This window comes from Burkholderia mayonis (genome assembly GCF_001523745.2).
GTDB classification, from domain to species: Bacteria; Pseudomonadota; Gammaproteobacteria; order Burkholderiales; family Burkholderiaceae; genus Burkholderia; species Burkholderia mayonis.
Genome location: NZ_CP013386.1, coordinates 524,769 through 549,734, shown reverse-complemented (window position 1 = coordinate 549,734; position 24,966 = coordinate 524,769). Strand labels below are relative to the sequence as shown.

Sequence of the window (24,966 nt, the reverse complement as noted above, 5' to 3'; positions counted from 1 at the left end):
GGCTGCGCGTTACGCCTTGCCGTCGCGCAGCTCGCGACGCAGGATCTTGCCAACGTTGGTCTTCGGCAGATCGGTGCGGAATTCGACGTACTTCGGCCGCTTGTAACCGGTGAGGCGGTCCTTGCAATAGGTGAGCACGTCCTTGTCGGTGAGCGCCGGATCCTTCTTCACGACAAAGAGCTTCACTGCCTCGCCCGAATGCTCGTCAGGCACGCCGACCGCCGCGACTTCGTACACGCCCGGGTGTGACGCGACGACGTCCTCGACCTCGTTCGGATAGACGTTGAAGCCGGACACGAGAATCATGTCCTTCTTACGATCGACGATCTTCACGTATCCGCGCTCGTCCATCACGCCGACGTCGCCCGTCTTGAAGAAGCCGTCCGGCATCATGACCTTCTCGGTTTCGTCCGGGCGGTTCCAGTAGCCCGCCATCACCTGCGGACCGCGGATGCAAATCTCGCCGGGCTGACCGAGCGCCACGTCGTCGCCCGCGTCGTCGCGAATCGCGATTTCGGTCGACGGCAACGGCAGGCCGATCGTGCCGCTATATTCGGTCGCAGTGACCGGGTTGCAAGTCGCGACGGGCGATGTCTCGGACAAGCCGTAGCCTTCGACGATCGGCGTCTTCGTCTTCTCGTACCAACGCTTCGCGACGCTTTCCTGGATCGCCATCCCGCCACCATTGGCGACCGCGAGCTTCGAGAAGTCGAGCTGATCGAAATCCGGATGGTTCAGCAGCGCGTTGTAGAGTGTGTTGACGGCCGGGATCGTGGTGATCTGGTAGCCCTTCAGTTCCTTGATCATGCCAGCGATGTCGCGGGGATTCGGGATCAGGATCCCGGTGCCGCCCGTGCGCAGCGTCAGCAGCCCGCAGACCGTCAGCGCGAACACGTGATAAAGCGGCAGCGCGATCACGGTAATGAACTGCTTCACTTCCGACCGTTTCGCGTGCGCCGGCTCGTGCCAAGCCTGCGCCTGCAGCACATTCGACACAATGTTGCGATGAAGCAGCGTCGCGCCCTTCGCGACGCCGGTCGTACCGCCCGTGTACTGGAGGAAGGCAACGTCGTCGGGTCCCGGCTTCGCCGGCTTGAAGGTTTGCCGGCCACCCGCGGCAAGCGCCGCGTTGAAGCGCGTGTACGACGGCAGGCTCCATGCTGGCACCATCTTCTTCACGCGGCGCACGACGTAGTCGACGAGGACGCCCTTCATGCCGAGCAGATCGCCCATCGAGGCGACGACGACATGCTTGACCGACGTCTTTGCGATCACCGACTGCAGCGTCGTCGCGAAGTTCTCGAGGATCATGATCGCCTCGGCGCCGCTGTCCTTCAACTGATGCTCGAGTTCGCGTGGCGTGTAGAGCGGATTGACGTTGACGACCGTGTAGCCCGCGCGCAGTACGGCGGCGATCGCCACCGGATATTGCAGCACGTTCGGCATCATGATCGCGACCCGCGCGCCGCGCGACAGGCCGCGGAACTGGAGCCACGCGCCGAGCTTGCGCGACAGCGTATCCAGCTCGCTGTACGTGATCGCCTTGCCCATACAGATGAACGCCTTCTGGTCCCGATAAAGACGAAAGCTCTCGTCGAGCAGATCGGGGACGGACGAATACTGGGACGCGTCAATTTCGGCCGGGACGCCGGGCGGATACGATTTCAGCCAAATTCTGTCCATGCGGCGCGTCTCCTCATTGATTTTCGAATGGTCGTGCTAAAAAATGGCATCGTAACGGGTCGGCCCCTTCGATACAACCGGGTTAGACACTCCTTTCCAACTCCGGTAACGATATCCGGGCGCCAGCCGGCGAACCGCGTCACCCTCGCTCGACCTCGACCAGGCAATCGTAGAACGTCGCGCCGCGGCCGAGATCGGTCAGCGCCTGGCTCGTCACTTGATTCGCATTGCGCCCGTCCGGCGCGAGCTTCTTCCACCAGATAGACAGGCCGACGACGAGCCCTTCCCGCGCGCGGTCGGTCACACGAGCCATTGCGCGCAGCGAGCCGCGGTCGTTGAAGATTCGCACCGCGTCGCCGTCGGCGATGCCGCGCTGCGCGGCATCGGCCGGATGGATGTCGAGGTGCGGCTCGCCCTCCGTCGCGCGCAGGCTCGCAACGTTGACGAACGTGCTGTTCAGGAAATGACGCGCAGGTGGCGAGATCATCGCAAGCGGATAGCGGGCGGCCAGTTCGGGCGCGCCGTCCGCCGATTCATACGGCGGCAGGTAGTCCGGCAATGGATCGAGCCCCATTTCGGCGAGACGCTTGCTGTAGAACTCGCACTTTCCGGACGGCGTCCGAAAGCCGCCGTTTGCGAACGGCGCGTCGGCGAGCTTCAGCTTGAGCCAGCCGGCTTGCTTGAGCGTGTCCCAGTCGCTTTGCAGCGACGAATCGTCCCAGCGTAGCGACGCCTTCGCGAGCGCTTCATCGTCGTCGTAGAGCGCGGGCTCCTCGAACTCCATGCTGCGTGCGATGCCGCGGAAAATTTCCGTGTTCGGCCGCGCTTCGCCGATCGGCGCAATCGATGGCAAGTTCGCCATCACGTAGGTGTGACCGTACGATTTATGGACGTCGAGATGCTCGAGCTGAGTCGTGGCCGGCAGCAAAAGATCGGCGTAATCGGCGGTATCTGTCTTGAACTGCTCCAAAACGATCGTGAACAGGTCTTCCCGCGCGAAGCCGGCGGCGACCTTCTCCGAGTCGGGCGCAACCGCGACCGGATTCGAGTTGTAGACGATGATCGCCTCGACCTTCGGCCCGAAATCCGCATCGCCGGGATGCAGCAACGCGTCGCCAATTGTATTCATATTGATCGATCGTGGCAGCTTATTCGGCCAATCGGGCAGCAAATCGGGGCGCCCGAGTGCGACTGCATCGACCGGTGCCCATTCGGACGAGGACAGGAGCAGCCCGCCCGCACGGTCGCGCCACGCTCCGGTTAGCGCGGGCAAGCTGGCGATTGCGCGAACCGCATTGCCGCCGCCGCGCACACGCTGCATGCCGTAATTAAGACGGATCGACGCCTTGCGTGTGTGCCCGTAAAGGCGAGCCAGTTCGACGATCAATTCAGCCGTCACGCCGCAGATGTCGGCCGCGCGTTCGGGTGGAAAAGTCATCGCGCGCGCCTTCAACGCATCGAAACCGAGCGTATGGTCGCGGATATAGTTCTGATCGAGGAGGTTCTCGTTGATCAGCACATACATCATTCCGAGCGCAAACGCGCCATCCGTACCCGGCTTCAGTGCGATGTGCTGATGGCATTTCTCCGCCGTCAGCGACCGGTACGGATCGATTGCGATCAAGCGTGCGCCGCGTCGCTTGGCTTCTTGAGCGCGCGTCCAGAAGTGAAGATTCGAGGCAATCGGATTCCCACCCCAGATCAGGATCAATTCGCTTTCTTCGAAGAATTCGAAATGCATCCCGACGCTGGCGCCGTACGTATAACGCAGCCCCGCGGCGCCGGCCGCCGAGCAAATCGTTCTTTCGAGACGCGACGCACCGAGCATGTTGAAGAAGCGCTGCGCGATGCTCTCCCCCTGGATCAGTCCCATTGTTCCCGCATAGCTGTAGGGGACGATGGCTTCCGGAGCTCGGCGGGCAATTTCCGCGAGCCGCTCCGCCGCCAGTCGGTTCGCCTCGTCCCAACTGATCGGCTCGAATCGCCCCTCTCCTTTCCGTCCGACTCGCTTGAGCGGCATCGTCAGCCGCTCCGGATGATGGACACGATCCGCATATCTGCTCACTTTCGTGCAGAGAACGCCTTGCGTCGGCGGATGATTGGGGTCGCCAGCAATTTTGGTGGCTTTACCGTTCTCGACCGTGACACGAATGGCGCACGTATCGGGACAATCGTGCGGACAAACGGCTCGAGCGAATTGTGCGATGGGATTCATGTTTTATCGCGCTGATTTTTGTCGATTTGGCGATTTTACGCTTGGAAAGAACAAAAATTTTCGAGGCCGGATGTCGAATAGGCTGAGCTTCTCCTGAAATTTCGCCTTCCAAGAGGTCGTGTATAAAGTAAGCACCTCGCGAAGGCCGTTCGCAATGCGACGCGCACGTGAGGCATGATTGGGTATCGGTCGCTCGGGTTCGCCCGCTGGCAATCAGCTCGTGGAGGCAGGCGGGCAAGGCTTGCCTGGCAGCTTACTTGCCACGTTCCACGGTAGTAATTCGTCGATGCGGTTAATGGGGTGGTCAGCGATATGGGTCAGCACGTATTCGAGGTAAGCGCGCGGGTTGATCCCGTTCAGCTTGCACGTGCCGATCAGGCTGTACATCGCTGCAGCCCTCTGGCCCCCGCTATCGGAGCCGGCGAACAAGAAGTTCTTCCGACCCAGACTCACACATCGCAGCGCGTTTTCGGCCAGGGCATTGCTGATCTCGGCACGGCCCTCTTCGCAGTACAGCGCGAGGGCATCCCACTGGTTAAGCGAGTAACGGATCGCTTTGGCCAAATCGGATTTCTTCGACAGCGTCGCGAGTTTGTCCGTCATCCACGTCTTGATGGTTGCCAGCAGCGGCACACTTTTCTCCTGCCGCACGCGCAGCCGTTCAGCGGCGGGTTTGCCGCGGATGTGGGCCTCGATGCCGTAGAGTTCGCCGATCAGCTCGAGCACCTCCCGGGTCGCCTCGGTATCGGCGTCAACGGCACCGTCGACCTTGATCACCACTGCGCCGATCCGGATCTCGATCGTCCCCGCTCGCGCAGTCGGGTTGCCGACATCCCCTGCATCCGGTGGCATCGCCATGCGCGGCGCGTGTGTCTCATGCACCACCGCCACTGGAATCAGCGACATCGTTTCGGCCTGCAATTGCTCGCGATAGCGGCGCCGCCAGGTGAACAGCATGTTTGCATTGATGCCATTCTCGCGCGCCAGCTTTGCGACCGAGGCACCAGGCTCGCATGCCGCAGCGGCGAGTCGGCGTCGAAACTCGCGATCATAATTCGGGCGTCCCTTGCGGCTACCCGGCTTGGCTTCCGGCTCTGTCACAGTGATGTCCATCAAATCGAAAATGATGGGCACCACTTTGATGTCGGTTCTCGCCGTCGTCTACGACGGTCGTCGTGAGGTGCTTACATCCGACGGGAGTGGGCGTAAAAAACAAAACCCCCGCCTGGCTGGGCGGGGGTTCTGAGAGGGGGAGCCTGACGATTACCTACTTTCACACGGGCAATCCGCACTATCATCGGCGTAGAGTCGTTTCACGGTCCTGTTCGGGATGGGAAGGGGTGGGACCGACTCGCTATGGTCATCAGGCAAAGAGGGATGTCGCGGTGCATCGCAGCGCGACCAATCGGGAAGAAGCAGTAATGTTGGGTTGTGAGCTGTATCTCACACGTACGCGGTACTTCAACCGTCGTACGTCGAGTGCCTTGCACTCGACGCTCGATATCCGTAAGCGCTGAAGCGCTAACGGCTATCGAGACAGACTTGTTATAGGATCAAGCCTTACGGGCAATTAGTATCGGTTAGCTGAACGCATTACTGCGCTTACACACCCGACCTATCAACGTCCTGGTCTCGAACGACCCTTCAAGGGGATCAAGTCCCCGGGGAAGTCTCATCTTAAGGCGAGTTTCCCGCTTAGATGCTTTCAGCGGTTATCTCTTCCGAACATAGCTACCCGGCGATGCGACTGGCGTCACAACCGGTACACCAGAGGTTCGTCCACTCCGGTCCTCTCGTACTAGGAGCAGCCCCCTTCAAACTTCCAACGCCCACGGCAGATAGGGACCAAACTGTCTCACGACGTTTTAAACCCAGCTCACGTACCTCTTTAAATGGCGAACAGCCATACCCTTGGGACCGGCTACAGCCCCAGGATGAGATGAGCCGACATCGAGGTGCCAAACACCGCCGTCGATATGAACTCTTGGGCGGTATCAGCCTGTTATCCCCAGAGTACCTTTTATCCGTTGAGCGATGGCCCTTCCATACAGAACCACCGGATCACTATGACCTGCTTTCGCACCTGCTCGACTTGTCGGTCTCGCAGTTAAGCACGCTTATGCCATTGCACTATCAGCACGATTTCCGACCGTACCTAGCGTACCTTCGTACTCCTCCGTTACGCTTTGGGAGGAGACCGCCCCAGTCAAACTGCCTACCATGCACTGTCCCCGACCCGGATCACGGGCCAAGGTTAGAACCTCAAACAAACCAGGGTGGTATTTCAAGGACGGCTCCACCGAAACTAGCGTTCCGGTTTCATAGCCTCCCACCTATCCTACACAGATCGGTTCAAAGTCCAATGCAAAGCTACAGTAAAGGTTCATGGGGTCTTTCCGTCTAGCCGCGGGTAGATTGCATCATCACAAACACTTCAACTTCGCTGAGTCTCGGGAGGAGACAGTGTGGCCATCGTTACGCCATTCGTGCAGGTCGGAACTTACCCGACAAGGAATTTCGCTACCTTAGGACCGTTATAGTTACGGCCGCCGTTTACCGGGACTTCAATCAAGAGCTTGCACCCCATCATTTAATCTTCCGGCACCGGGCAGGCGTCACACCCTATACGTCCACTTTCGTGTTTGCAGAGTGCTGTGTTTTTATTAAACAGTCGCAGCCACCAGTTTATTGCAACCCCTTCACCCTTCCCCCGCAGGGGGGTCAAGCTACCAGGGCGTACCTTATCCCGAAGTTACGGTACCAATTTGCCGAGTTCCTTCTCCCGAGTTCTCTCAAGCGCCTTAGAATACTCATCTCGCCCACCTGTGTCGGTTTGCGGTACGGTCATTGTTAAACTGAAGCTTAGAGGCTTTTCTTGGAACCACTTCCAATTGCTTCGCTCCCTAAAGAGCTCGCGCCACACCCTTGAATTCCGCACCCGGATTTGCCTAAGTGCCTTCTCCAATGCAGCGACCGGGACTTCCAACACCCGGACAACCTTCCGCGATCCGTCCCCCCATCGCATTTAACAATGGTGCAGGAATATTGACCTGCTTCCCATCAGCTACGCATTTCTGCCTCGCCTTAGGGGCCGACTCACCCTACGCCGATGAACGTTGCGTAGGAAACCTTGGGCTTACGGCGAGGGGGCCTTTCACCCCCTTTATCGCTACTCATGTCAGCATTCGCACTTCCGATACCTCCAGCACGCTTTTCAACGCACCTTCGCAGGCTTACGGAACGCTCTCCTACCATGCGTGCAAGCACGCATCCGCAGCTTCGGTATATGGCTTAGCCCCGTTACATCTTCCGCGCAGGACGACTCGATCAGTGAGCTATTACGCTTTCTTTAAAGGGTGGCTGCTTCTAAGCCAACCTCCTGACTGTTTTAGCCTTCCCACTTCGTTTCCCACTTAGCCATATTTGGGGACCTTAGCTGGCGGTCTGGGTTGTTTCCCTCTTGACACCGGACGTTAGCACCCGATGTCTGTCTCCCGTGATTGCACTCTTCGGTATTCGGAGTTTGCTATGGCGGGGTAATCTGCAATAGACCCCCCAACCATGACAGTGCTCTACCCCCGAAGGTGAGACACGAGGCACTACCTAAATAGTTTTCGGAGAGAACCAGCTATTTCCAGGTTTGTTTAGCCTTTCACCCCTATCCACAGCTCATCCCCTAACTTTTCAACGTTAGTGGGTTCGGACCTCCAGTACGTGTTACCGCACCTTCATCCTGGCCATGGATAGATCACCTGGTTTCGGGTCTACGCCCAGCAACTGAACGCCCTATTCGGACTCGCTTTCGCTACGCCTGCCCTATTCGGTTAAGCTTGCTACTGAACGTAAGTCGCTGACCCATTATACAAAAGGTACGCCGTCACCCCTTACGAGGCTCCGACTGTTTGTATGCATGCGGTTTCAGGATCTATTTCACTCCCCTCCCGGGGTTCTTTTCGCCTTTCCCTCACGGTACTGGTTCACTATCGGTCGATCACGAGTATTTAGCCTTGGAGGATGGTCCCCCCATCTTCAGACAGGATTTCACGTGTCCCGCCCTACTTGTCGTACACCTAGTTCTTTCATACTGTTTTCGCCTACAGGGCTATCACCTGCTACGGCCGCACTTTCCAGAGCGTTCGGCTAACAATACAAATAAAGAGTACAGGCTCTTCCCATTTCGCTCGCCACTACTTTGGGAATCTCGGTTGATTTCTTTTCCTGCGGTTACTTAGATGTTTCAGTTCACCGCGTTCGCTTCACTAGACCTATGTATTCAGTCTAGGATGACCCAAAAGGGCCGGGTTTCCCCATTCGGACATCTACGGATCAAAGCTCGTTTGCCAGCTCCCCGTAGCTTTTCGCAGGCTACCGCGTCCTTCATCGCCTGTGATCGCCAAGGCATCCACCACATGCACTTGTTCGCTTGACCCTATAACGAGTCTGTCTCATCTTTCGACGCTACAGTCGCTACAGGTTGAGTTCTCGCGTGTCGCTCAGCGTTAGTGCCTAGCACTTACACTGAGCCCACACTACGTGTGTGCCGTATTCCAATTGAGCCGAACATTAAGTTCGAATCATCTTGAGATACATCGATACAATCACAACCCGGATAACTTCCACGTCCATCTCAAGACGCTTCCGCTATCCAAATTACTTACTTCTTCCAGATTGTTAAAGAACGACAGCCGATACTTTCGCATCACTCTGACTGGCTCAATCGCCAATGCCAAATCCTCGGTTCACGTTCGAACCAAGCACTTCGCATTGAAGATTGTGGTGGAGGCAGACGGGATCGAACCGACGACCCCCTGCTTGCAAAGCAGGTGCTCTCCCAGCTGAGCTATGCCCCCATACAGAGACTTCACCCAGGTTTCCTGCGCCAGACAACTTGGTGGGTCTGGTTGGATTCGAACCAACGACCCCCGCCTTATCAAGACGGTGCTCTAACCGACTGAGCTACAGACCCCTGAGTCTGTCTTAATTTACAGCCGATAAGCGTGAGCGCTCAACTTCGCGGATAGCTCGAGAAAGGAGGTGATCCAGCCGCACCTTCCGATACGGCTACCTTGTTACGACTTCACCCCAGTCATGAATCCTACCGTGGTGACCGTCCTCCTTGCGGTTAGACTAGCCACTTCTGGTAAAACCCACTCCCATGGTGTGACGGGCGGTGTGTACAAGACCCGGGAACGTATTCACCGCGGCATGCTGATCCGCGATTACTAGCGATTCCAGCTTCACGCACTCGAGTTGCAGAGTGCGATCCGGACTACGATCGGTTTTCTGGGATTGGCTCCCCCTCGCGGGTTGGCAACCCTCTGTTCCGACCATTGTATGACGTGTGAAGCCCTACCCATAAGGGCCATGAGGACTTGACGTCATCCCCACCTTCCTCCGGTTTGTCACCGGCAGTCTCCTTAGAGTGCTCTTGCGTAGCAACTAAGGACAAGGGTTGCGCTCGTTGCGGGACTTAACCCAACATCTCACGACACGAGCTGACGACAGCCATGCAGCACCTGTGCGCCGGTTCTCTTTCGAGCACCCCCGCCTCTCGGCAGGGTTCCGACCATGTCAAGGGTAGGTAAGGTTTTTCGCGTTGCATCGAATTAATCCACATCATCCACCGCTTGTGCGGGTCCCCGTCAATTCCTTTGAGTTTTAATCTTGCGACCGTACTCCCCAGGCGGTCAACTTCACGCGTTAGCTACGTTACTAAGGAAATGAATCCCCAACAACTAGTTGACATCGTTTAGGGCGTGGACTACCAGGGTATCTAATCCTGTTTGCTCCCCACGCTTTCGTGCATGAGCGTCAGTATTGGCCCAGGGGGCTGCCTTCGCCATCGGTATTCCTCCACATCTCTACGCATTTCACTGCTACACGTGGAATTCTACCCCCCTCTGCCATACTCTAGCCTGCCAGTCACCAATGCAGTTCCCAGGTTGAGCCCGGGGATTTCACATCGGTCTTAGCAAACCGCCTGCGCACGCTTTACGCCCAGTAATTCCGATTAACGCTCGCACCCTACGTATTACCGCGGCTGCTGGCACGTAGTTAGCCGGTGCTTATTCTTCCGGTACCGTCATCCACCCCGGTTATTAGCCAGAATGATTTCTTTCCGGACAAAAGTGCTTTACAACCCGAAGGCCTTCTTCACACACGCGGCATTGCTGGATCAGGCTTTCGCCCATTGTCCAAAATTCCCCACTGCTGCCTCCCGTAGGAGTCTGGGCCGTGTCTCAGTCCCAGTGTGGCTGGTCGTCCTCTCAGACCAGCTACTGATCGTCGCCTTGGTAGGCCTTTACCCCACCAACTAGCTAATCAGCCATCGGCCAACCCTATAGCGCGAGGCCCGAAGGTCCCCCGCTTTCATCCACAGATCGTATGCGGTATTAATCCGGCTTTCGCCGGGCTATCCCCCACTACAGGACATGTTCCGATGTATTACTCACCCGTTCGCCACTCGCCACCAGGTGCAAGCACCCGTGCTGCCGTTCGACTTGCATGTGTAAGGCATGCCGCCAGCGTTCAATCTGAGCCAGGATCAAACTCTTCAGTTCAAACCTGTTACTGTTTTCGGTTGTTTCCAACCGGTCGCTCACTCAAAGCTGACAGGTCGTGAATTGCTTCACAAACCTGACTTACTTTAGTGTGAGACTCTTGATACTTTCGCTTTCGATCCGAAGATCGCCCGCTCCATCAAGCGCCCACACTTATCGGCTGTTCATTGTTAAAGAGCACATCTGCGAGAAGTACTTCCTACCTCGGACCGCCTTCTCAGCAGCGCTGCGTTGTCTGCAGCAGAGAAATGAGATTATGATCACTTATTTGCAGCGCGTCAACAACTTTTTACTGCCCCGTCGCGCACCGCCTCAATCACCTTCCCGCACCCTCGGTCGACTAACCCGCCAACCGTCTCGCCTCAAGCGCCGGAACCTCCCACTTCTTCTTTCGCGTCGCGTTTCCGTTACCGCGAAAGAGGCGTGATTCTAGGCACCATTCCGCTTTCGCGCAAGCCCCTTTCCGAAAGAAATTTGATCCCCCCGTTCCGAGCTCGCAAAGCGCGGAACGGGGAATCGCGCGCACTGGAGTGACGACGCACCACAAGGACCAAAGGTGCGCGGCGCTTGTCCCGATTTCAGCGATGCTTGAAGACCGGCTTGCGCTTCTCGACGAACGCCGCCATCCCTTCCTTCTGATCTTCAGTCGCGAACGCTGAATGGAACAAGCGACGCTCGAAGTGCACGCCTTCCGCAAGCGTGGTCTCGTATGCGCGATTGACCGCCTCCTTCGCCATCATCACGGCAGGCAGCGAGAACTCGGCGATCGTCGTCGCTGCGGCAAGCGCCTCGTCGAGCAGTTTGTCCGCCGGCAGGATCCGAGACACCAAGCCAGCGCGCTCAGCCTCCTCCGCATCCATGAAGCGCGCGGTCAAGCACATGTCCATCGCCTTCGCCTTCGACACCGCACGCGGCAGGCGCTGCGTTCCGCCCGCGCCCGGCAGCACGCCGAGCTTGATTTCGGGCTGACCGAACTTCGCGGTGTCTGCCGCAAAGATGATGTCGCACATCATCGCGAGCTCGCAGCCGCCACCCAGCGCAAAACCTGCCACCGCCGCAATGATCGGCTTGCGGATCTGACGCACCGTCTCCCAGTTGCGCGTGATGTAGTCGCCCTTGAAGACATCCATGTATGAATAGGTCGCCATCATCCCGATGTCCGCGCCGGCCGCGAACGCCTTTTCGCTGCCCATCAGCACGATGGCGCCAATGCCCTCGTCCGCGTCGAACGCCTTGAGCGCCGCGCCGAGCTCGTCCATCAGCGCGTCGTTCAACGCGTTCAGCGCCTTCGGACGATTCAGCGTAATCAGCCCCACCCGGCCTCGCGTCTCCACCAGGATGTTTTCGTAAGCCATCTGCTTCTCCTCGATCAATGAAACATGAAATGCCGCACACGCACGGATGATTTGATGCTAACATTTTCCGACCAACCGGTCGGTTAATTAATACCCCCCCACCCTCCTTAACGTTCATCAAGCCTGCCGCCATGACCCATCCTCTGTTTGCGAAGCATGAAGACACGCTGAAGCACGCGCTCTCCACGATCGAAACGCGCGGCTACTGGAGCCCGTTCGCCGAGATGCCGAGCCCCAAAGTGTACGGGGAAAGCGCCAATGCAGACGGTGAAGCAGCATTCAAAGCCCAGCTCGACAAACCCTTCGAGCTCAACCAGCCCGCCTCGGGCGGAACGGTCGGCGCCGAGCAGTCGCCGTACGGCTTCGCGCTCGGCATCCGCTATCCGAAATCGTCACCCGACGAACTGATCGACGCCGCCGCGCAAGCGCAGCGCGGGTGGCGCGAGGCCGGGCCGCACGCCTGGGCCGGCGTGTGCATCGAAATCCTCGCCCGGCTGAATCGCGCGAGCTTCGAAATCGCGTACGGCGTCATGCACACGACCGGACAGGCGTTCATGATGGCGTTCCAGGCGGGCGGGCCGCATGCGCAGGACCGCGCACTCGAAGCCGTCGCATACGCATGGCAGGAACTGCAGCGCATCCCCGTCGATGCGCACTGGGAAAAACCGCAAGGCAAGAACCCGCCGCTCGCGATGCACAAGCGCTACACAATCGTGCCGCGCGGCACGGGCCTCGTGCTCGGTTGCTGCACGTTCCCGACCTGGAACGGCTATCCGGGCATGTTCGCCGACCTCGCCACCGGCAATACGGTCATCATCAAGCCTCACCCCGGCGCGATCCTGCCGCTCGCGATCACCGTGCGCATCGCGCGCGACGTGCTGCGCGAAGCGGGCTTCGATCCGAACATCGTCACACTGCTCGCGACCGAAGGGAACGATGGCGCGCTCGTCCAAGATCTCGCGCTCCGTCCGGAAATCAAGCTGATCGACTTCACCGGCAGCTCGAAAAACGGCACCTGGCTCGAACGCAATGCGCATCAGGCACAGGTGTATACGGAGAAGGCGGGCGTCAACCAGATCGTGATCGATTCCGTCGACGACCTGAAGGCTGCCGTCAAGAACATCGCGTTCTCGCTCGCGCTCTACTCCGGCCAAATGTGTACCGCGCCGCAAAACATCTACGTTCCGCGCGATGGCATCCGCACCGCGGAAGGACACGTCAGCTTCGACGACGTCGCGCAGGCGATCGCCGGCGCCGTGCAGAAGCTGACGGGCGACCCGGCGCGCTCGGTCGATCTCATCGGCGCGCTTCAGAACGAAGGTGTCGCAGCGCGCATCGACGACGCGCGCAAGCTCGGCCGCGTGCTCACCGACAGCCAAGCGCTCGAGCATCCTGTATTCAAAGACGCGCGCGTGCGCACGCCGCTCGTGCTGCAGCTCGACGTCGCAGATCGGGCGAAGTACACGCAAGAATGGTTCGGCCCGATCTCGTTCGTCATCGCGACCGATTCGACTGCACAATCGCTCGATCTCGCCGGTTCAATCGCGGCCGAGCACGGCGCGCTCACGCTCTCCGTCTATAGCACGGACGATGCCATCGTCGAGGCGGCACACGAAGCAGCGGTGCGCGGTGGAGTCGCGCTGTCGATCAATCTGACAGGCGGCGTGTTCGTCAATCAATCGGCGGCGTTCTCCGACTTTCACGGTACGGGCGCCAATCCGGCCGCGAACGCGTCGCTCGCCGATGCCGCGTTCGTCGCGAACCGCTTCCGCGTCGTGCAGAGCCGACACCATGTTGCGCCGAAGTCCGCACCGGCAGAAGCCGGCCAAACGGCATAACCCGTTCGGCCGAGCTGCCGACCGCGCCATCGTTCACTACCATGAAAGAACCCGCTCCCTCGCGGGTTCACCTCCGCCGGAATTCGACATGACCGATGCTTTCATCTGCGACGCAATCCGCACGCCCATCGGCCGCTATGGCGGCGCCCTGGCCCCGGTGCGGGCCGACGACCTCGGCGCGGTGCCGCTCAAGGCGCTCGTCGAGCGCAACCGCGACGTCGACTGGGCCGCCGTCGACGACGTGATCTACGGCTGCGCGAACCAGGCCGGCGAAGACAACCGCAACGTCGCGCGGATGTCGCTGCTGCTCGCCGGCCTGCCGCTTGGCCTGCCCGGCGCGACGATCAACCGCCTCTGCGGCTCCGGGATGGACGCGATCGGCGTCGCCGCGCGCGCGATCAAGGCGGGCGAAGCGGGCCTCATGATCGCGGGCGGCGTCGAGAGCATGAGCCGCGCGCCGTTCGTGACGGGCAAGGCGACGAGCGCGTTTTCGCGTCAGGCCGAGATCTTCGACACGACGATCGGCTGGCGCTTCGTCAATCCGCTGATGAAACAGCAATACGGCGTCGATTCGATGCCGGAGACGGCCGAGAACGTCGCGACCGACTACCGCGTCAGTCGCGCCGACCAGGACGCGTTCGCGTTGCGCAGCCAGCAGAAGGCGGCGCGCGCGCAGCAGGACGGCACGCTGGCGCAGGAGATCGTGCCGGTGACGATTGCGCAGAGGAAAGGCGAGCCGGTCGTCGTGGCGCGCGACGAGCATCCGCGCGAGACGTCGCTCGACGCGCTCGCGAAGCTGAAGGGCGTCGTGCGGCCGGACGGCACGGTGACGGCGGGCAACGCGTCGGGGGTGAACGACGGCGCGTGCGCGCTGCTGCTCGCGAGCGAGGCGGATGCGCGGCGTCACGGGCTGGCGCCGCGGGCGCGCGTGCTCGGGATCGCGACGGCGGGCGTCGAGCCGCGGGTGATGGGGATCGGCCCGGCGCCGGCGACGCAGAAGCTGCTCGCGCGGCTCGGGATGACGATCGACCAGTTCGACGTGATCGAGCTGAACGAGGCGTTCGCGTCGCAGGGGCTCGCGGTGCTGCGCCTCTTGGGCGTCGCGCACGACGATCCGCGCGTGAACCCGAACGGCGGCGCGATCGCGCTCGGACACCCGCTCGGCGCATCGGGCGCGCGGCTCGTGACGACCGCGATGTATCAGCTGCATCGCACGAACGGCCGCTATGCGCTGTGCACGATGTGCATCGGCGTCGGTCAGGGCATCGCGATCGCGATCGAACGCGTGTAAGGCACGGCAAGCAGACGAAGGGCGCATCCCGTTTCATTTCGAAGATATAAGGAGGCAATCGATGTCCTACCAAGCGATTCGCGTCGAAATCGATCAGGCGACACACGTTGCGACAATCACGCTCGATCGCCCCGACAAGCTCAACAGCTTTACGCGCGAGATGCACCGTGAGTTGCAGTCGGCGCTCGACGACGTGCAGGCCGCCAACGCGCGCGCACTGATTCTCACCGGCGCGGGACGTGGCTTCTGCGCGGGCCAGGATCTCGCCGATCTCGATTTCACGCCGGGTGCGATGACCGACCTCGGCGCCATGATCGAAGAGCACTTCAACCCGCTCATTCGCCGCCTGCAGGCACTGCCGCTGCCCGTCATCGCCGCCGTAAACGGCACCGCGGCGGGCGCGGGCGCCAATCTCGCGTTCGCGTGCGATCTCGTCATCGCGGCGAAATCGAGCAGCTTCATTCAGTCGTTCGTGAAGATCGGCCTTGTTCCCGATTCGGGCGGCACGTGGTTCCTGCCGCAGCGCGTCGGCTTCGCCCGCGCGCTCGGCCTCGCGCTGACGGGCGACAAGCTCGGTGCGGAGCAGGCAGAGCGCTGGGGGCTCGTCTGGCGAGTCGTCGACGATGCTGAACTGGCCGGTACCGCCGCACAGCTCGCCCGACAACTCGCGCAGCAGCCGACGCGCGCAATCGCCGCGATCAAGCAAGCGATGCGTGTGGGCATCACCAACACGCTCGACCAGCAGCTCGATCTCGAACGCGACCTTCAGCGCGAACTCGGGCAATCGTATGACTACGCGGAAGGGGCACGCGCGTTCATCGAGAAACGCGCTCCCCACTTTGAGGGACGCTGAGATGGCCGACCACGCCGCATCGATCGCCGCCGAACTGTCCGCCGAAGCGCTCGCCCGTGCGACCGCCCAAGCGATGTACGAAGCGGACGCCTGCAGCCGCGGGCTCGGCATGGAGCTTCTCGAGGTGCGGCCGGGTTACGCGCGCATGCGCATGCCGGTGCGCCCGGATTTCCTGAACGGCCACCAGATCTGTCATGGGGGGCTCATCTTCGCGCTCGCGGACTCGACATTCGCGTTCGCGTGCAACTCGTACAACATCAACACCGTCGCGGCCGGCTGCTCGATCGAATTCTTGCGGCCGGTCACGGTCGGCGACGTGCTCACTGCGGAAGCGACCGAACAGACGCTGAACGGCCGGCACGGCATCTACGATATCCGCGTGACGAACCAGGCAGGAAAAGCCGTCGCGATGTTCCGCGGCAAATCGACCCAAATCGAAGGGACCGTGATCCCTGTAGACCGATAGCGTCCACGCACGCATCCATAAATAGATTGGAGACATCATGGCAACCTCGCTTCCGCTCGAACCGATCGAACGGGCGAGCCGCGACGAACTGCTCGCGCTTCAGCTCGAACGCCTGAAATGGTCACTCGCACACGCGTATGAAAATTCGCCTGTGTATCGGCGCAAGTTCGATGCGGCGGGTGTTCATCCAAGCGATCTGAAAACGCTCGCCGACCTGGGCCGCTTCCCGTTCACGACGAAGAACGACCTCCGCGACAATTACCCGTTCGGCATGTTCGCCGTGCCGCAGGAGCGCATTTCGCGCATTCACGCGTCGTCGGGCACGACCGGCAAGCCGACCGTGGTCGGCTACACGGCTCACGACATCGACACGTGGGCCAATCTCGTCGCCCGCTCGATCCGCGCAGCGGGCGCGCGACTGGGCGACAAGGTCCACGTGAGCTACGGCTACGGCCTCTTCACGGGCGGGCTCGGCGCCCATTACGGCGCGGAACGTGCCGGGCTCACGGTCATTCCGTTCGGCGGCGGGCAGACGGAAAAGCAAGTGCAACTGATTCAGGACTTCCGGCCCGACATCATCATGGTGACGCCGAGCTACATGCTGTCGATCGCCGACGAGATGGAGCGTCAGCACCTCGATCCCGCGCAGTGCTCGCTGCGCATCGGCATCTTCGGCGCGGAACCGTGGACCAACGACATGCGCGGCGCGATCGAGAAACGCATGGGCATCGACGCCGTAGACATCTACGGGCTCTCCGAAGTGATCGGTCCGGGGGTCGCGTCGGAATGCGTCGAAACGAAGGACGGCCCCACGATCTGGGAAGATCACTTCTACCCGGAGATCATCGATCCCGACACCGGCGACGTGCTGCCGGACGGCGAGTTCGGCGAGCTCGTGTTCACGTCGCTCACGAAGGAAGCCATGCCGATCGTCCGTTATCGGACCCGCGATCTCACGCGCCTGCAGCCCGGCACCGCACGCACGATGCGGCGGATGGAAAAGATCACCGGCCGTTCGGACGACATGATGATCGTGCGCGGCGTAAACGTGTTTCCGACCCAGCTCGAGGAACAACTGCTGAAGCAGCGCGCGCTCGCGCCGCACTATCAGGTCGTGTTGACGAAGGACGGGCCGCTCGACGTGTTGACGCTCAACGTCGAGCCCTGCCCTGAGACGGCGCCGGACGCCGCCACCATCGACGCCGCGCGCAAGGCGCTCGCACACGACATCAAGTCGCTGATCGGCGTGACGGCGATCATCAACGTGCTGCCCGTCAACGGCATCGAGCGCTCGGTCGGCAAGGCTCGGCGGATCGTCGACAAGCGGCGGTCGTGACGATTGCGCGCGGGCGGCGGGACGAAATTGGCACGCGCGTCCCGCCGCCGCCTGGCTGTGTCTCGCGCAGTTCGAGGGTGGTCGTTCGAGCCGCTATCGCGGCCTTGATCGCTTTCGCCATCTGAGCCCTGCGCCGAGGCTCAGCCGTCTGAGCCTCGGCCCGCTGCGTTGGAGCCTCTGCACTGAGGGCCTGGTCCCAAGCCCTGGCGCCCCGGCACCGGGCCGCGCAACCGTCCCAAGAACAATGGAGCCTTGGAAACTCGCCCGCCGGAACGCCATAGCCCTTCGCGCCCCGCGTTCCCATGCGCCGAACTTCCTGGCACACGAATGCCCCGATTCCGCAAAACGCTTCGATTGCGGCCCCCGCGATAGGCGCCACCTCGTGCCGCCGCCGCACCACCGACAGCCCAAAAAACAAAACGCGCCGCGCTCCCGATAAACGGGCGAACGCGGCGCGCGATCTGCCGCCGACCGAACGCAAAGCTCACGCGATCGAGCAATCGTCACTCGCCCCCGAATGCTCACGAACGGTTCACGAATTGGGAAAGAGCAACCACATCCGCCCGGTCTGCTTCATCCGGCCGGCCTGATCGCCCGCGTCGTCGCCGAGCCCCCAGAAGTAGTCGGCGCGCACGCCGCCCTTGATCGCAGTCCCGACATCCTGCGCGAACACGAGGCGATTGAGCGGCGAATTCGTCATCGGACGCGTCGTCTGCAGGAACACTGGCGTGCCGAGCGGAATCGACGACGGGTCGACCGCGATCGAGCGCTCCGGTGTGAGCGGCACGCCGAGCGCGCCGACGGGACCGTCCGCGCCGCCATGCGGCACGTCCTCCTGCGACGGCATCTCGCGGAAAAATACGAAGCGCGGATTCGTGTCGAGCAGCGCGTCGACCCGCGACGGATTCGCGCGCGCCCACGCCTTGATCCCCTGCATCGTCGCCTGTCCGGCGCCGAGTTCGCCGTGATCGAGCAGCCACTTGCCGATCGAGCGGTATGGCTGGTTGTTGGTGCCGCCGTAGCCGACTCGCATCACCGCGCCGTCATCGAGGACGACCCGGCCCGAACCCTGCACTTGCAGGAAGAACGCCTCGATCGGATCGTCGACCCACACGAGCTCGTTGCCGTTCAGCGCGCCCGAGCGCATGAGCTGCGACCGCGCCGGCATCGAAGCGCCTGTGCGGTAGCCCGCAGGCCAGCGATAGAGCGCGTACTGATACTGGCCGCGCCGCACCCGTGAGCCGTGCAGCAGCGGCTCGTAGTAGCCGGTCACGAGGCCGTCGAGCGTGCCGTCGTTGTTCGCGAACTGAAATGGCGTGAAATATGTCTCGAAGAAGGTGCGGGCGCTGCCGACGTCGAGATCGTCGATCCGAGCGGCCGCCGCACATGCGCGCTGCCAGGTCGCCTGCCGCGCGAGGCGCGCGCAGTTCTGCCGCAGCGCGATCGTCGCGCCGATCAGGCTGTCGTCCTGCCAGCCCGGCACCTGCTGCCATGCGACGGGCGTGAGTCGCGCAGCCGCGACCTGCCCTGGTACGATCGCGACGCCCGTCGGCCGCGAACCCTGCCGCACGGGCGTGCCGCCGCAAGCGGCGAGGAGCGCCGCAGCCGCCATGGCTGCCGCCCACCCGGCAAACCGCCGGCTAAAACCCATACAATATCCGTTGTTGATGGAAACCGCCATGTCCGATCTGCTCGACCAATACCCAATGCTCATTTTCGCGCTGGAATCGTTGCTGGCGCTCGCCCTGCTCGTCTTCATCGTCGTCTGGACGACTTCAGGCAAGAAGAAGCAACCCAGCCGGCACGACAAGCCCCAGCGCTGACAGCGCCCTTGAATCTCCCGTGACCCGGCGACGCGGCACACTCAATGCAACGTGCGCGGCATGTGCAGCGCGAATTCGTCAACGGGCGCCTCGAAGCGCTCGCCGTCCTCCGCGACACAGAAATACGCGCCCCGCATCGTGCCGACGGGCGTCGCGATCACGGCCCAACTCGTGTACTCGAACTGCTCGCCCGGCTGCAGGAGCGGCTGGTGGCCAACGACGCCGAGCCCCTTCACCTCCTGCACCTGGCTTTCGCTGTCCGTGATGATCCAGTGCCGTGCGATCAACTGCGCCGCGACCTGGCCCGTGTTCCGGATCGTCAGCGTGTACGCGAATGCATATTGACGGCGTTCGGGGTCGGATTGTTCCGGCAGATAGCTGGTCTTCACCGACACGCTGAATCGATACTGGCTCATGGTGGTCTCGTCGAGGTCGCCCGGCGCAGCCGACGCCGGGGCGCCCGCCCCGCGCGGCCGACGCGCCGCTTTGGTTCGGCATTCTGCTTGATGAGGCTCCGGCCCGCAACCGGGCAGCGCGCGCCGCAGCGGTAGAATGACACCTTTCGCATCGCAACGCTCCCCACGCTCTTTCCGCTCATGACGCAATTCCGCATCGCCCCCAGCATCCTGTCGGCCGACTTCGCGCGGCTCGGCGAAGAGGTCCGCAACGTGGTCGCCGCCGGCGCCGACTGGATCCACTTCGATGTGATGGACAACCACTACGTGCCGAACCTGACGATCGGCCCGCTCGTCTGCGAGGCGATCCGCCCGCACGTGCAGGTGCCGATCGACGTGCACCTGATGGTGCGCCCCGTCGACCGGATCGTGCCGGATTTCGCGAAGGCGGGCGCGAACCTGATCAGCTTCCACCCGGAAGCGTCGGACCACATCGACCGCACGCTGGGCCTCATCCGCGACCACGGCTGCAAAGCGGGCCTCGTGTTCAATCCGGCGACGCCGCTCAATTACCTCGACCACGTGATGGACCGCGTCGATCTCGTGCTCATCATGTCGGTGAATCCGGGCTTCGGCGGCCAGTCGTTCATTCCCGAGGCGCTCAACAAGCTGCGCGAAGCCCGCGCCCGGATCGATGCGCACACCGCGCGTACCGGCCGCGAGATCCATCTGGAAATCGACGGCGGCGTGAAGGCCGACAACATCGCCGAAATCGCCGCGGCGGGCGCCGACACGTTCGTCGCGGGCTCGGCGATCTTCGGCAAGCCCGACTATCGTCAGGTGATCGGCGAGATGCGCGACGCGCTCGCGACCGTCAAGCGCGCGTGACCGCGATGACGATGCTCGCCCTCGACACGCCGCGCATCGACGCGGCGCTCATCGACCTCGACGGCACGATGGTCGATACCGCAGACGATTTCACGGCCGGCCTGAACGCGATGCTCGCGCAGCTCGACGCGGAGGAGACGACGCGCGAGGAAGTGATGCACTACGTCGGCAAGGGCTCGGAGAACCTGATCCAGTGCGTGCTGACGCCGCGCTTTTCGGAAGACGAAGCGAAAGCGCGCTTCGACGAAGCGCTCGCGCTCTACCAGGCCGAATACGCGAAGATCAACGGCCGCCACACGCGGCTCTACCCGGACGTCGAGGCGGGCTTGCAAGCGATGCACGATGCGGGCCTGAAGCTCGCATGCGTGACGAACAAGCCATACCGGTTCGCGGTCGAGCTGCTCGCGCAATACAGGCTCTCCGGCTACTTCTCCGCGGTGTTCGGCGGCGACAGCGTGCCGCGCAAGAAGCCCGATCCAGCGCCGATGCTCGCCGCATGCGACGCGCTCGGCGTCGCGCCACGCGCGACGGTCGCGATCGGCGATTCGGAGAACGACGCGCTCGCGGGCCGCGCGGCCGGGACGGCGACGCTCACGGTGCCGTACGGCTACAACCACGGCAAGGCTATACAAACGATAAATTCGGATGGTATAGTCGATTCGCTTCTCGCCGCCGCGCAAGCCATTGCCGCGCACAATTCGGCAAGATCAGCCATCTGACTTTTTTCTTCCATCCGCATGTTTCTGAACAAAAAACGGAGTCTGAGCAGCATCGACCGGGGAGCCTGGCCCTGGCGTCGCTGGTCACGCTAACCTCGATGAGGTACGCTGAAGCTCGTCTTCAGCCCCGTTTTTTGTTTCGCTGCGCGTCCGCGCCCCCGATCGTCGTCCAACTTGCCAGCTTCGCCGCTGTCGAACGCTTCGCGTTCGGGCTGCCTGTCGGCGCGCGGCGCACGATCGCCAGGCACAGCATCCGCCGGTTCGTCCGACCCGCCCCGCGAGGGGCCGTGCTCCGGGCGCAGCGCAGCGCCACGCGATCCCCGGCGCACCGCGCCGATCGTCCCGACGACAGGACCGGAACATGACTGAACTCGAATTCCAATCGCTCGCCAACGAAGGTTACAACCGCATTCCGCTCATCGCCGAAGCGCTGGCCGACCTCGAAACGCCGCTCTCGCTGTACCTGAAGCTCGCGCAGCCCGAACGCGGCGGCGCCAACTCGTTCCTGCTCGAATCGGTCGTGGGCGGCGAGCGCTTCGGGCGCTACTCGTTCATCGGCCTGCCCGCGCACACGCTCGTGCGCACGAAGAACGGCGTGTCGGAAGTCGTGACGGACGGACAAGTCGTCGAGACGGACGACGGCGATCCTTTCGCATTCATCGCGAAGTTCCAGGATCGCTTCAAGGTCGCGCAGCGCCCCGGCCTGCCGCGCTTCTGCGGCGGCCTCGCCGGCTACTTCGGCTACGACGCGGTGCGCTACATCGAGAAGAAGCTCGCGCACACCGCGCCGCGCGACGATCTCGGCCTGCCCGACATCCAGTTGCTGATGACCGAGGAAGTCGCCGTCATCGACAACCTCGCCGGCAAGCTCTACCTGATCGTCTATGCCGATCCGGCGAAGCCCGAGGCGTACACGAAGGCGAAACAGCGGCTGCGCGAGCTGAAGCAGCGGCTGCGCGCGAGCGTCGTGCCGCCCGTCACGTCGGCGAGCGTGCGCACCGAAATCTATCGCGAGTTCAAGAAGGAAGACTATCTGACCGCCGTGCGCCAGGCGAAGGAATACATCGCGGCGGGCGAGCTGATGCAGATCCAGGTCGGCCAGCGCCTGACGAAGCCATACCGTGACAATCCGCTGTCGCTGTACCGCGCGCTGCGCTCGCTGAATCCGTCGCCCTATATGTATTACTACAACTTCGGCGAATTCCATGTCGTCGGCGCGTCGCCCGAGATTCTCGTGCGCCGGGAAAAGCGCGGCGACGACCAGATCGTCACGATCCGCCCGCTCGCCGGCACCCGGCCGCGCGGCAACACGCCCGAGCGCGACGCAGAGCTCGCGACCGAGCTCCTCAACGATCCGAAGGAGATCGCCGAGCACGTGATGCTGATCGACCTCGCGCGCAACGACGTCGGCCGCATCGCGCAAATCGGCTCGGTCCACGTGACCGACAAGATGGTGATCGAGAAGTACTCGCACGTGCAGCACATCGTGAGCTCGGTCGAAGGCAAATTGAAGCCCGGCATGACGAACTTCGACGTGCTGCGGGCGACGTTCCCGGCCGGCACGCTGTCCGGCGCGCCGAAGGTCCGCGCGATGGAGCTGATCGACGAGCTCGAGCCCGTCAAGCGCGGCCTGTACGGCGGCGCGGTCGGCTATCTGTCGTTCTCGGGCGAGATGGATCTCGCGATCGCAATCCGCACGGGCCTCATCCACAACGGCAATCTGTACGTGCAGGCGGCGGCGGGCATCGTCGCCGACTCGGTGCCCGAATCCGAATGGCAGGAAACCGAGAACAAGGCGCGCGCAGTGCTGCGCGCGGCCGAACAGGTGCAAGACGGCCTCGACAGCGATTTCTGACCGGAGACTGACCATGCTGCTCATGATCGATAACTACGATTCGTTCACCTACAACCTGGTCCAGTACTTCGGCGAGCTCGGCGAAGACGTGCGCACCTATCGCAACGACGAAATCACGCTCGGCGAGATCGCGAAGCTCGATCCGGACGCGATCTGCCTGTCGCCCGGCCCGAGCAATCCGCAGCACGCGGGGATCACGCTCGACGTGCTGCGCGAATTCGCCGGCAGGAAGCCGATTCTCGGCGTGTGCCTCGGCCATCAGGCGATCGGCGAGGCGTTCGGCGGCCGCGTCGTGCGCGCGAAGACGATCATGCACGGCAAGGTGAGCCGGATCGAGACCGACGGCCGCGGCGTGTTCGCCGATCTGCCGAAGCACTTCGACGTGACCCGCTATCATTCGCTTGCGATCGAGCGCGAATCGCTGCCCGACTGCCTGGAGATCACGGCGTGGACCGACGACGGCGAGATCATGGGCGTGCGTCACAAGACGCTGCCCATCGAAGGCGTCCAGTTCCATCCGGAATCGATCCTGTCGGAGCACGGCCACGCGCTCCTCGAGAATTTTCTGAAGGAAGCGCGGCAAGCAGCCGCTCATTCAGCTTAACGACGGCGGCCCGAATCATGACCATCACTCCACAGGAAGCGCTGCAGCGCACGATCGAGCATCGCGAGATCTTCCACGACGAAATGCTGCACCTGATGCGGCTCATCATGCGTGGCGACATGTCGCCCGTGATGTCGGCCGCGATCATCACCGGCCTGCGCGTGAAGAAAGAGACGATCGGCGAGATCACCGCCGCCGCGACCGTGATGCGCGAGTTCGCGCGCCACGTCGAGGTCGCGGACAATGCGAACTTCGTCGACATCGTCGGCACGGGCGGCGACGGCTCGCACACGTTCAACATCTCGACCGCGACGATGTTCGTCGCGGCGGCGGCGGGCGCGAAGGTCGCGAAACACGGCAATCGCGGCGTGTCGAGCAAGTCCGGCAGCGCCGACGTGCTCGAGGCGCTCGGCGTGAACATCGACCTGCAGCCCGACCAAGTGGCCGCGTCGATCGACGAGACCGGGATGGGCTTCATGTTCGCGCCGAACCATCATCCGGCGATGCGCAACATCGCGCCCGTACGCCGCGAGCTCGGCGTGCGGACGATCTTCAACATCCTCGGCCCGCTGACGAACCCGGCCGGCGCGCCGAACCAGCTGATGGGCGTGTTCCATCCGGATCTCGTCGGCATCCAGGTGCGCGTGATGCAGCGGCTCGGCGCGCAGCACGTGCTCGTCGTCTACGGCAAGGATGGGATGGATGAGGTGTCGCTCGGCGCGGCGACGCTCGTCGGCGAGCTGCGCGACGGCGAAGTGCGCGAGTACGAGATCCATCCGGAAGACTTCGGCATGCAGATGGTGTCGAACCGCACGCTGAAGGTCGAGAACGCCGAGGAATCGCGCACGATGCTGCTCGAAGCGCTCGGCAACAAGCCCGGCGTCGCGCGCGAGATCGTCACGCTGAACGCCGGCACCGCGCTCTATTCGGCGAACGTCGCGGGCTCGATCGCCGACGGCATCCAGCTCGCGCGCGAAGCGATCGCGAGCGGCAAGGCCCGCGAGAAAGTCGACGAACTGGTGCGCTTCACGCAGCAATTCAAGCACTGACGCACCGCTTCGGCTTCAGCTTCAGTCTCAACCGAA

At 62.3% G+C, this 24,966-nt stretch carries 18 protein-coding genes, 2 tRNA genes and 3 rRNA genes; 12 read left to right on the top strand and 11 right to left on the bottom strand.

Features of this window, described 5'->3' with window-relative positions; translation table 11 throughout:
* Positions 1-9: 9 nt before the first annotated feature.
* The 9 genes from WS70_RS02825 to WS70_RS02780 form a co-directional block, all read right to left on the bottom strand.
* The gene (locus WS70_RS02825) at positions 10-1,683 is read right to left on the bottom strand and encodes a long-chain fatty acid--CoA ligase (protein WP_059470660.1); all 1,674 of its coding nucleotides are present in this window, start codon (positions 1,681-1,683) and stop codon (positions 10-12) included.
* Between the two features lie 139 nt (positions 1,684-1,822).
* Complete coding sequence (locus tag WS70_RS02820) at positions 1,823-3,898, bottom strand: molybdopterin-containing oxidoreductase family protein (protein WP_059598084.1); 2,076 nt, start codon at positions 3,896-3,898, stop codon at positions 1,823-1,825.
* Positions 3,899-4,111: 213 nt separating this feature from the next.
* Positions 4,112-5,011, bottom strand: a complete 900-nt coding sequence (gene tnpA / locus WS70_RS33775) for an IS66-like element accessory protein TnpA (RefSeq protein ID WP_418230148.1) — start codon at positions 5,009-5,011, stop codon at positions 4,112-4,114.
* A 141-nt stretch (positions 5,012-5,152) separates the two neighbouring features.
* Positions 5,153-5,266 (bottom strand): 5S ribosomal RNA (gene rrf / locus WS70_RS02810).
* 181 nt (positions 5,267-5,447) lie between these two features.
* A 23S ribosomal RNA gene (locus WS70_RS02805) occupies positions 5,448-8,327 on the bottom strand.
* Between the two features lie 345 nt (positions 8,328-8,672).
* A tRNA-Ala gene (locus WS70_RS02800) sits at positions 8,673-8,748 on the bottom strand.
* A 39-nt stretch (positions 8,749-8,787) separates the two neighbouring features.
* Positions 8,788-8,864: transfer RNA gene (locus WS70_RS02795), tRNA-Ile, on the bottom strand.
* A gap of 61 nt (positions 8,865-8,925) precedes the next feature.
* Positions 8,926-10,458 (bottom strand): 16S ribosomal RNA (locus tag WS70_RS02790).
* The 16S, 23S and 5S rRNA genes sit together here with 2 tRNA genes alongside, the layout of an rRNA operon.
* A gap of 578 nt (positions 10,459-11,036) precedes the next feature.
* A complete protein-coding gene (locus WS70_RS02780) occupies positions 11,037-11,813 on the bottom strand; it encodes an enoyl-CoA hydratase (protein ID WP_059471603.1) in 777 nt (258 codons plus the stop codon).
* 131 nt (positions 11,814-11,944) lie between these two features.
* Between WS70_RS02780 and paaN the strand changes: the two genes are divergently transcribed.
* The 5 genes from paaN (at position 11,945) to paaK (ending at position 17,597) form a co-directional block, all read left to right on the top strand.
* Positions 11,945-13,651, top strand: coding sequence for a phenylacetic acid degradation protein PaaN (gene paaN, locus WS70_RS02775; RefSeq protein WP_059598457.1), 1,707 nt, complete (start codon positions 11,945-11,947; stop codon positions 13,649-13,651).
* A gap of 88 nt (positions 13,652-13,739) precedes the next feature.
* Positions 13,740-14,942, top strand: coding sequence for a 3-oxoadipyl-CoA thiolase (pcaF, locus tag WS70_RS02770; RefSeq protein ID WP_108033889.1), 1,203 nt, complete (start codon positions 13,740-13,742; stop codon positions 14,940-14,942).
* A gap of 61 nt (positions 14,943-15,003) precedes the next feature.
* A complete protein-coding gene (gene paaG, locus WS70_RS02765) occupies positions 15,004-15,795 on the top strand; it encodes a 2-(1,2-epoxy-1,2-dihydrophenyl)acetyl-CoA isomerase PaaG (RefSeq protein WP_059598305.1) in 792 nt (263 codons plus the stop codon).
* A gap of 73 nt (positions 15,796-15,868) precedes the next feature.
* Positions 15,869-16,261: a hydroxyphenylacetyl-CoA thioesterase PaaI gene (gene paaI, locus WS70_RS02760; RefSeq protein ID WP_082716002.1), complete on the top strand. Its 393-nt coding sequence runs from the start codon at positions 15,869-15,871 to the stop codon at positions 16,259-16,261.
* Positions 16,262-16,298: 37 nt separating this feature from the next.
* Positions 16,299-17,597: a phenylacetate--CoA ligase PaaK gene (gene paaK / locus WS70_RS02755; protein WP_059598306.1), complete on the top strand. Its 1,299-nt coding sequence runs from the start codon at positions 16,299-16,301 to the stop codon at positions 17,595-17,597.
* A 532-nt stretch (positions 17,598-18,129) separates the two neighbouring features.
* Here the strand turns inward: paaK and mltA are convergent.
* Positions 18,130-19,248: a murein transglycosylase A gene (gene mltA / locus WS70_RS02750; RefSeq protein WP_059598307.1), complete on the bottom strand. Its 1,119-nt coding sequence runs from the start codon at positions 19,246-19,248 to the stop codon at positions 18,130-18,132.
* Between the two features lie 28 nt (positions 19,249-19,276).
* On the opposite strand from mltA, the gene WS70_RS32680 reads away from it, so the two are divergent.
* Positions 19,277-19,420: a hypothetical protein gene (locus WS70_RS32680; RefSeq protein WP_226382804.1), complete on the top strand. Its 144-nt coding sequence runs from the start codon at positions 19,277-19,279 to the stop codon at positions 19,418-19,420.
* A gap of 41 nt (positions 19,421-19,461) precedes the next feature.
* Here WS70_RS32680 and apaG read toward each other — a convergent pair whose 3' ends face one another.
* Positions 19,462-19,836 carry a Co2+/Mg2+ efflux protein ApaG gene (gene apaG / locus WS70_RS02740; RefSeq protein ID WP_006029800.1) on the bottom strand — a complete coding sequence of 125 codons (375 nt, stop codon included), beginning with the start codon at positions 19,834-19,836 and terminating at the stop codon, positions 19,462-19,464.
* Here apaG and WS70_RS32675 point away from each other — a divergent pair.
* The 6 genes from WS70_RS32675 (at position 19,762) to trpD (ending at position 24,930) form a co-directional block, all read left to right on the top strand.
* Positions 19,762-19,971: a hypothetical protein gene (locus WS70_RS32675; protein ID WP_082716003.1), complete on the top strand. Its 210-nt coding sequence runs from the start codon at positions 19,762-19,764 to the stop codon at positions 19,969-19,971. The two genes, apaG and WS70_RS32675, sit on opposite strands and share 75 nt — an antisense overlap.
* Positions 19,972-20,016: 45 nt before the next feature.
* On the top strand, positions 20,017-20,703 hold the full coding sequence (rpe, locus tag WS70_RS02730; RefSeq protein ID WP_059469974.1) for a ribulose-phosphate 3-epimerase: 687 nt from the start codon (positions 20,017-20,019) through the stop codon (positions 20,701-20,703).
* Positions 20,704-20,708: 5 nt separating this feature from the next.
* Positions 20,709-21,422, top strand: a complete 714-nt coding sequence (locus WS70_RS02725; RefSeq protein WP_059598341.1) for a phosphoglycolate phosphatase — start codon at positions 20,709-20,711, stop codon at positions 21,420-21,422.
* A gap of 361 nt (positions 21,423-21,783) precedes the next feature.
* Positions 21,784-23,277: an anthranilate synthase component I gene (trpE, locus tag WS70_RS02715; protein WP_059469976.1), complete on the top strand. Its 1,494-nt coding sequence runs from the start codon at positions 21,784-21,786 to the stop codon at positions 23,275-23,277.
* Between the two features lie 13 nt (positions 23,278-23,290).
* Positions 23,291-23,881, top strand: coding sequence for an aminodeoxychorismate/anthranilate synthase component II (locus WS70_RS02710; protein WP_059469977.1), 591 nt, complete (start codon positions 23,291-23,293; stop codon positions 23,879-23,881).
* A 17-nt stretch (positions 23,882-23,898) separates the two neighbouring features.
* Entirely contained in the window at positions 23,899-24,930 is a 1,032-nt protein-coding gene (gene trpD, locus WS70_RS02705; protein WP_059469978.1) for an anthranilate phosphoribosyltransferase, read from the top strand.
* Positions 24,931-24,966 lie beyond the last annotated feature (36 nt).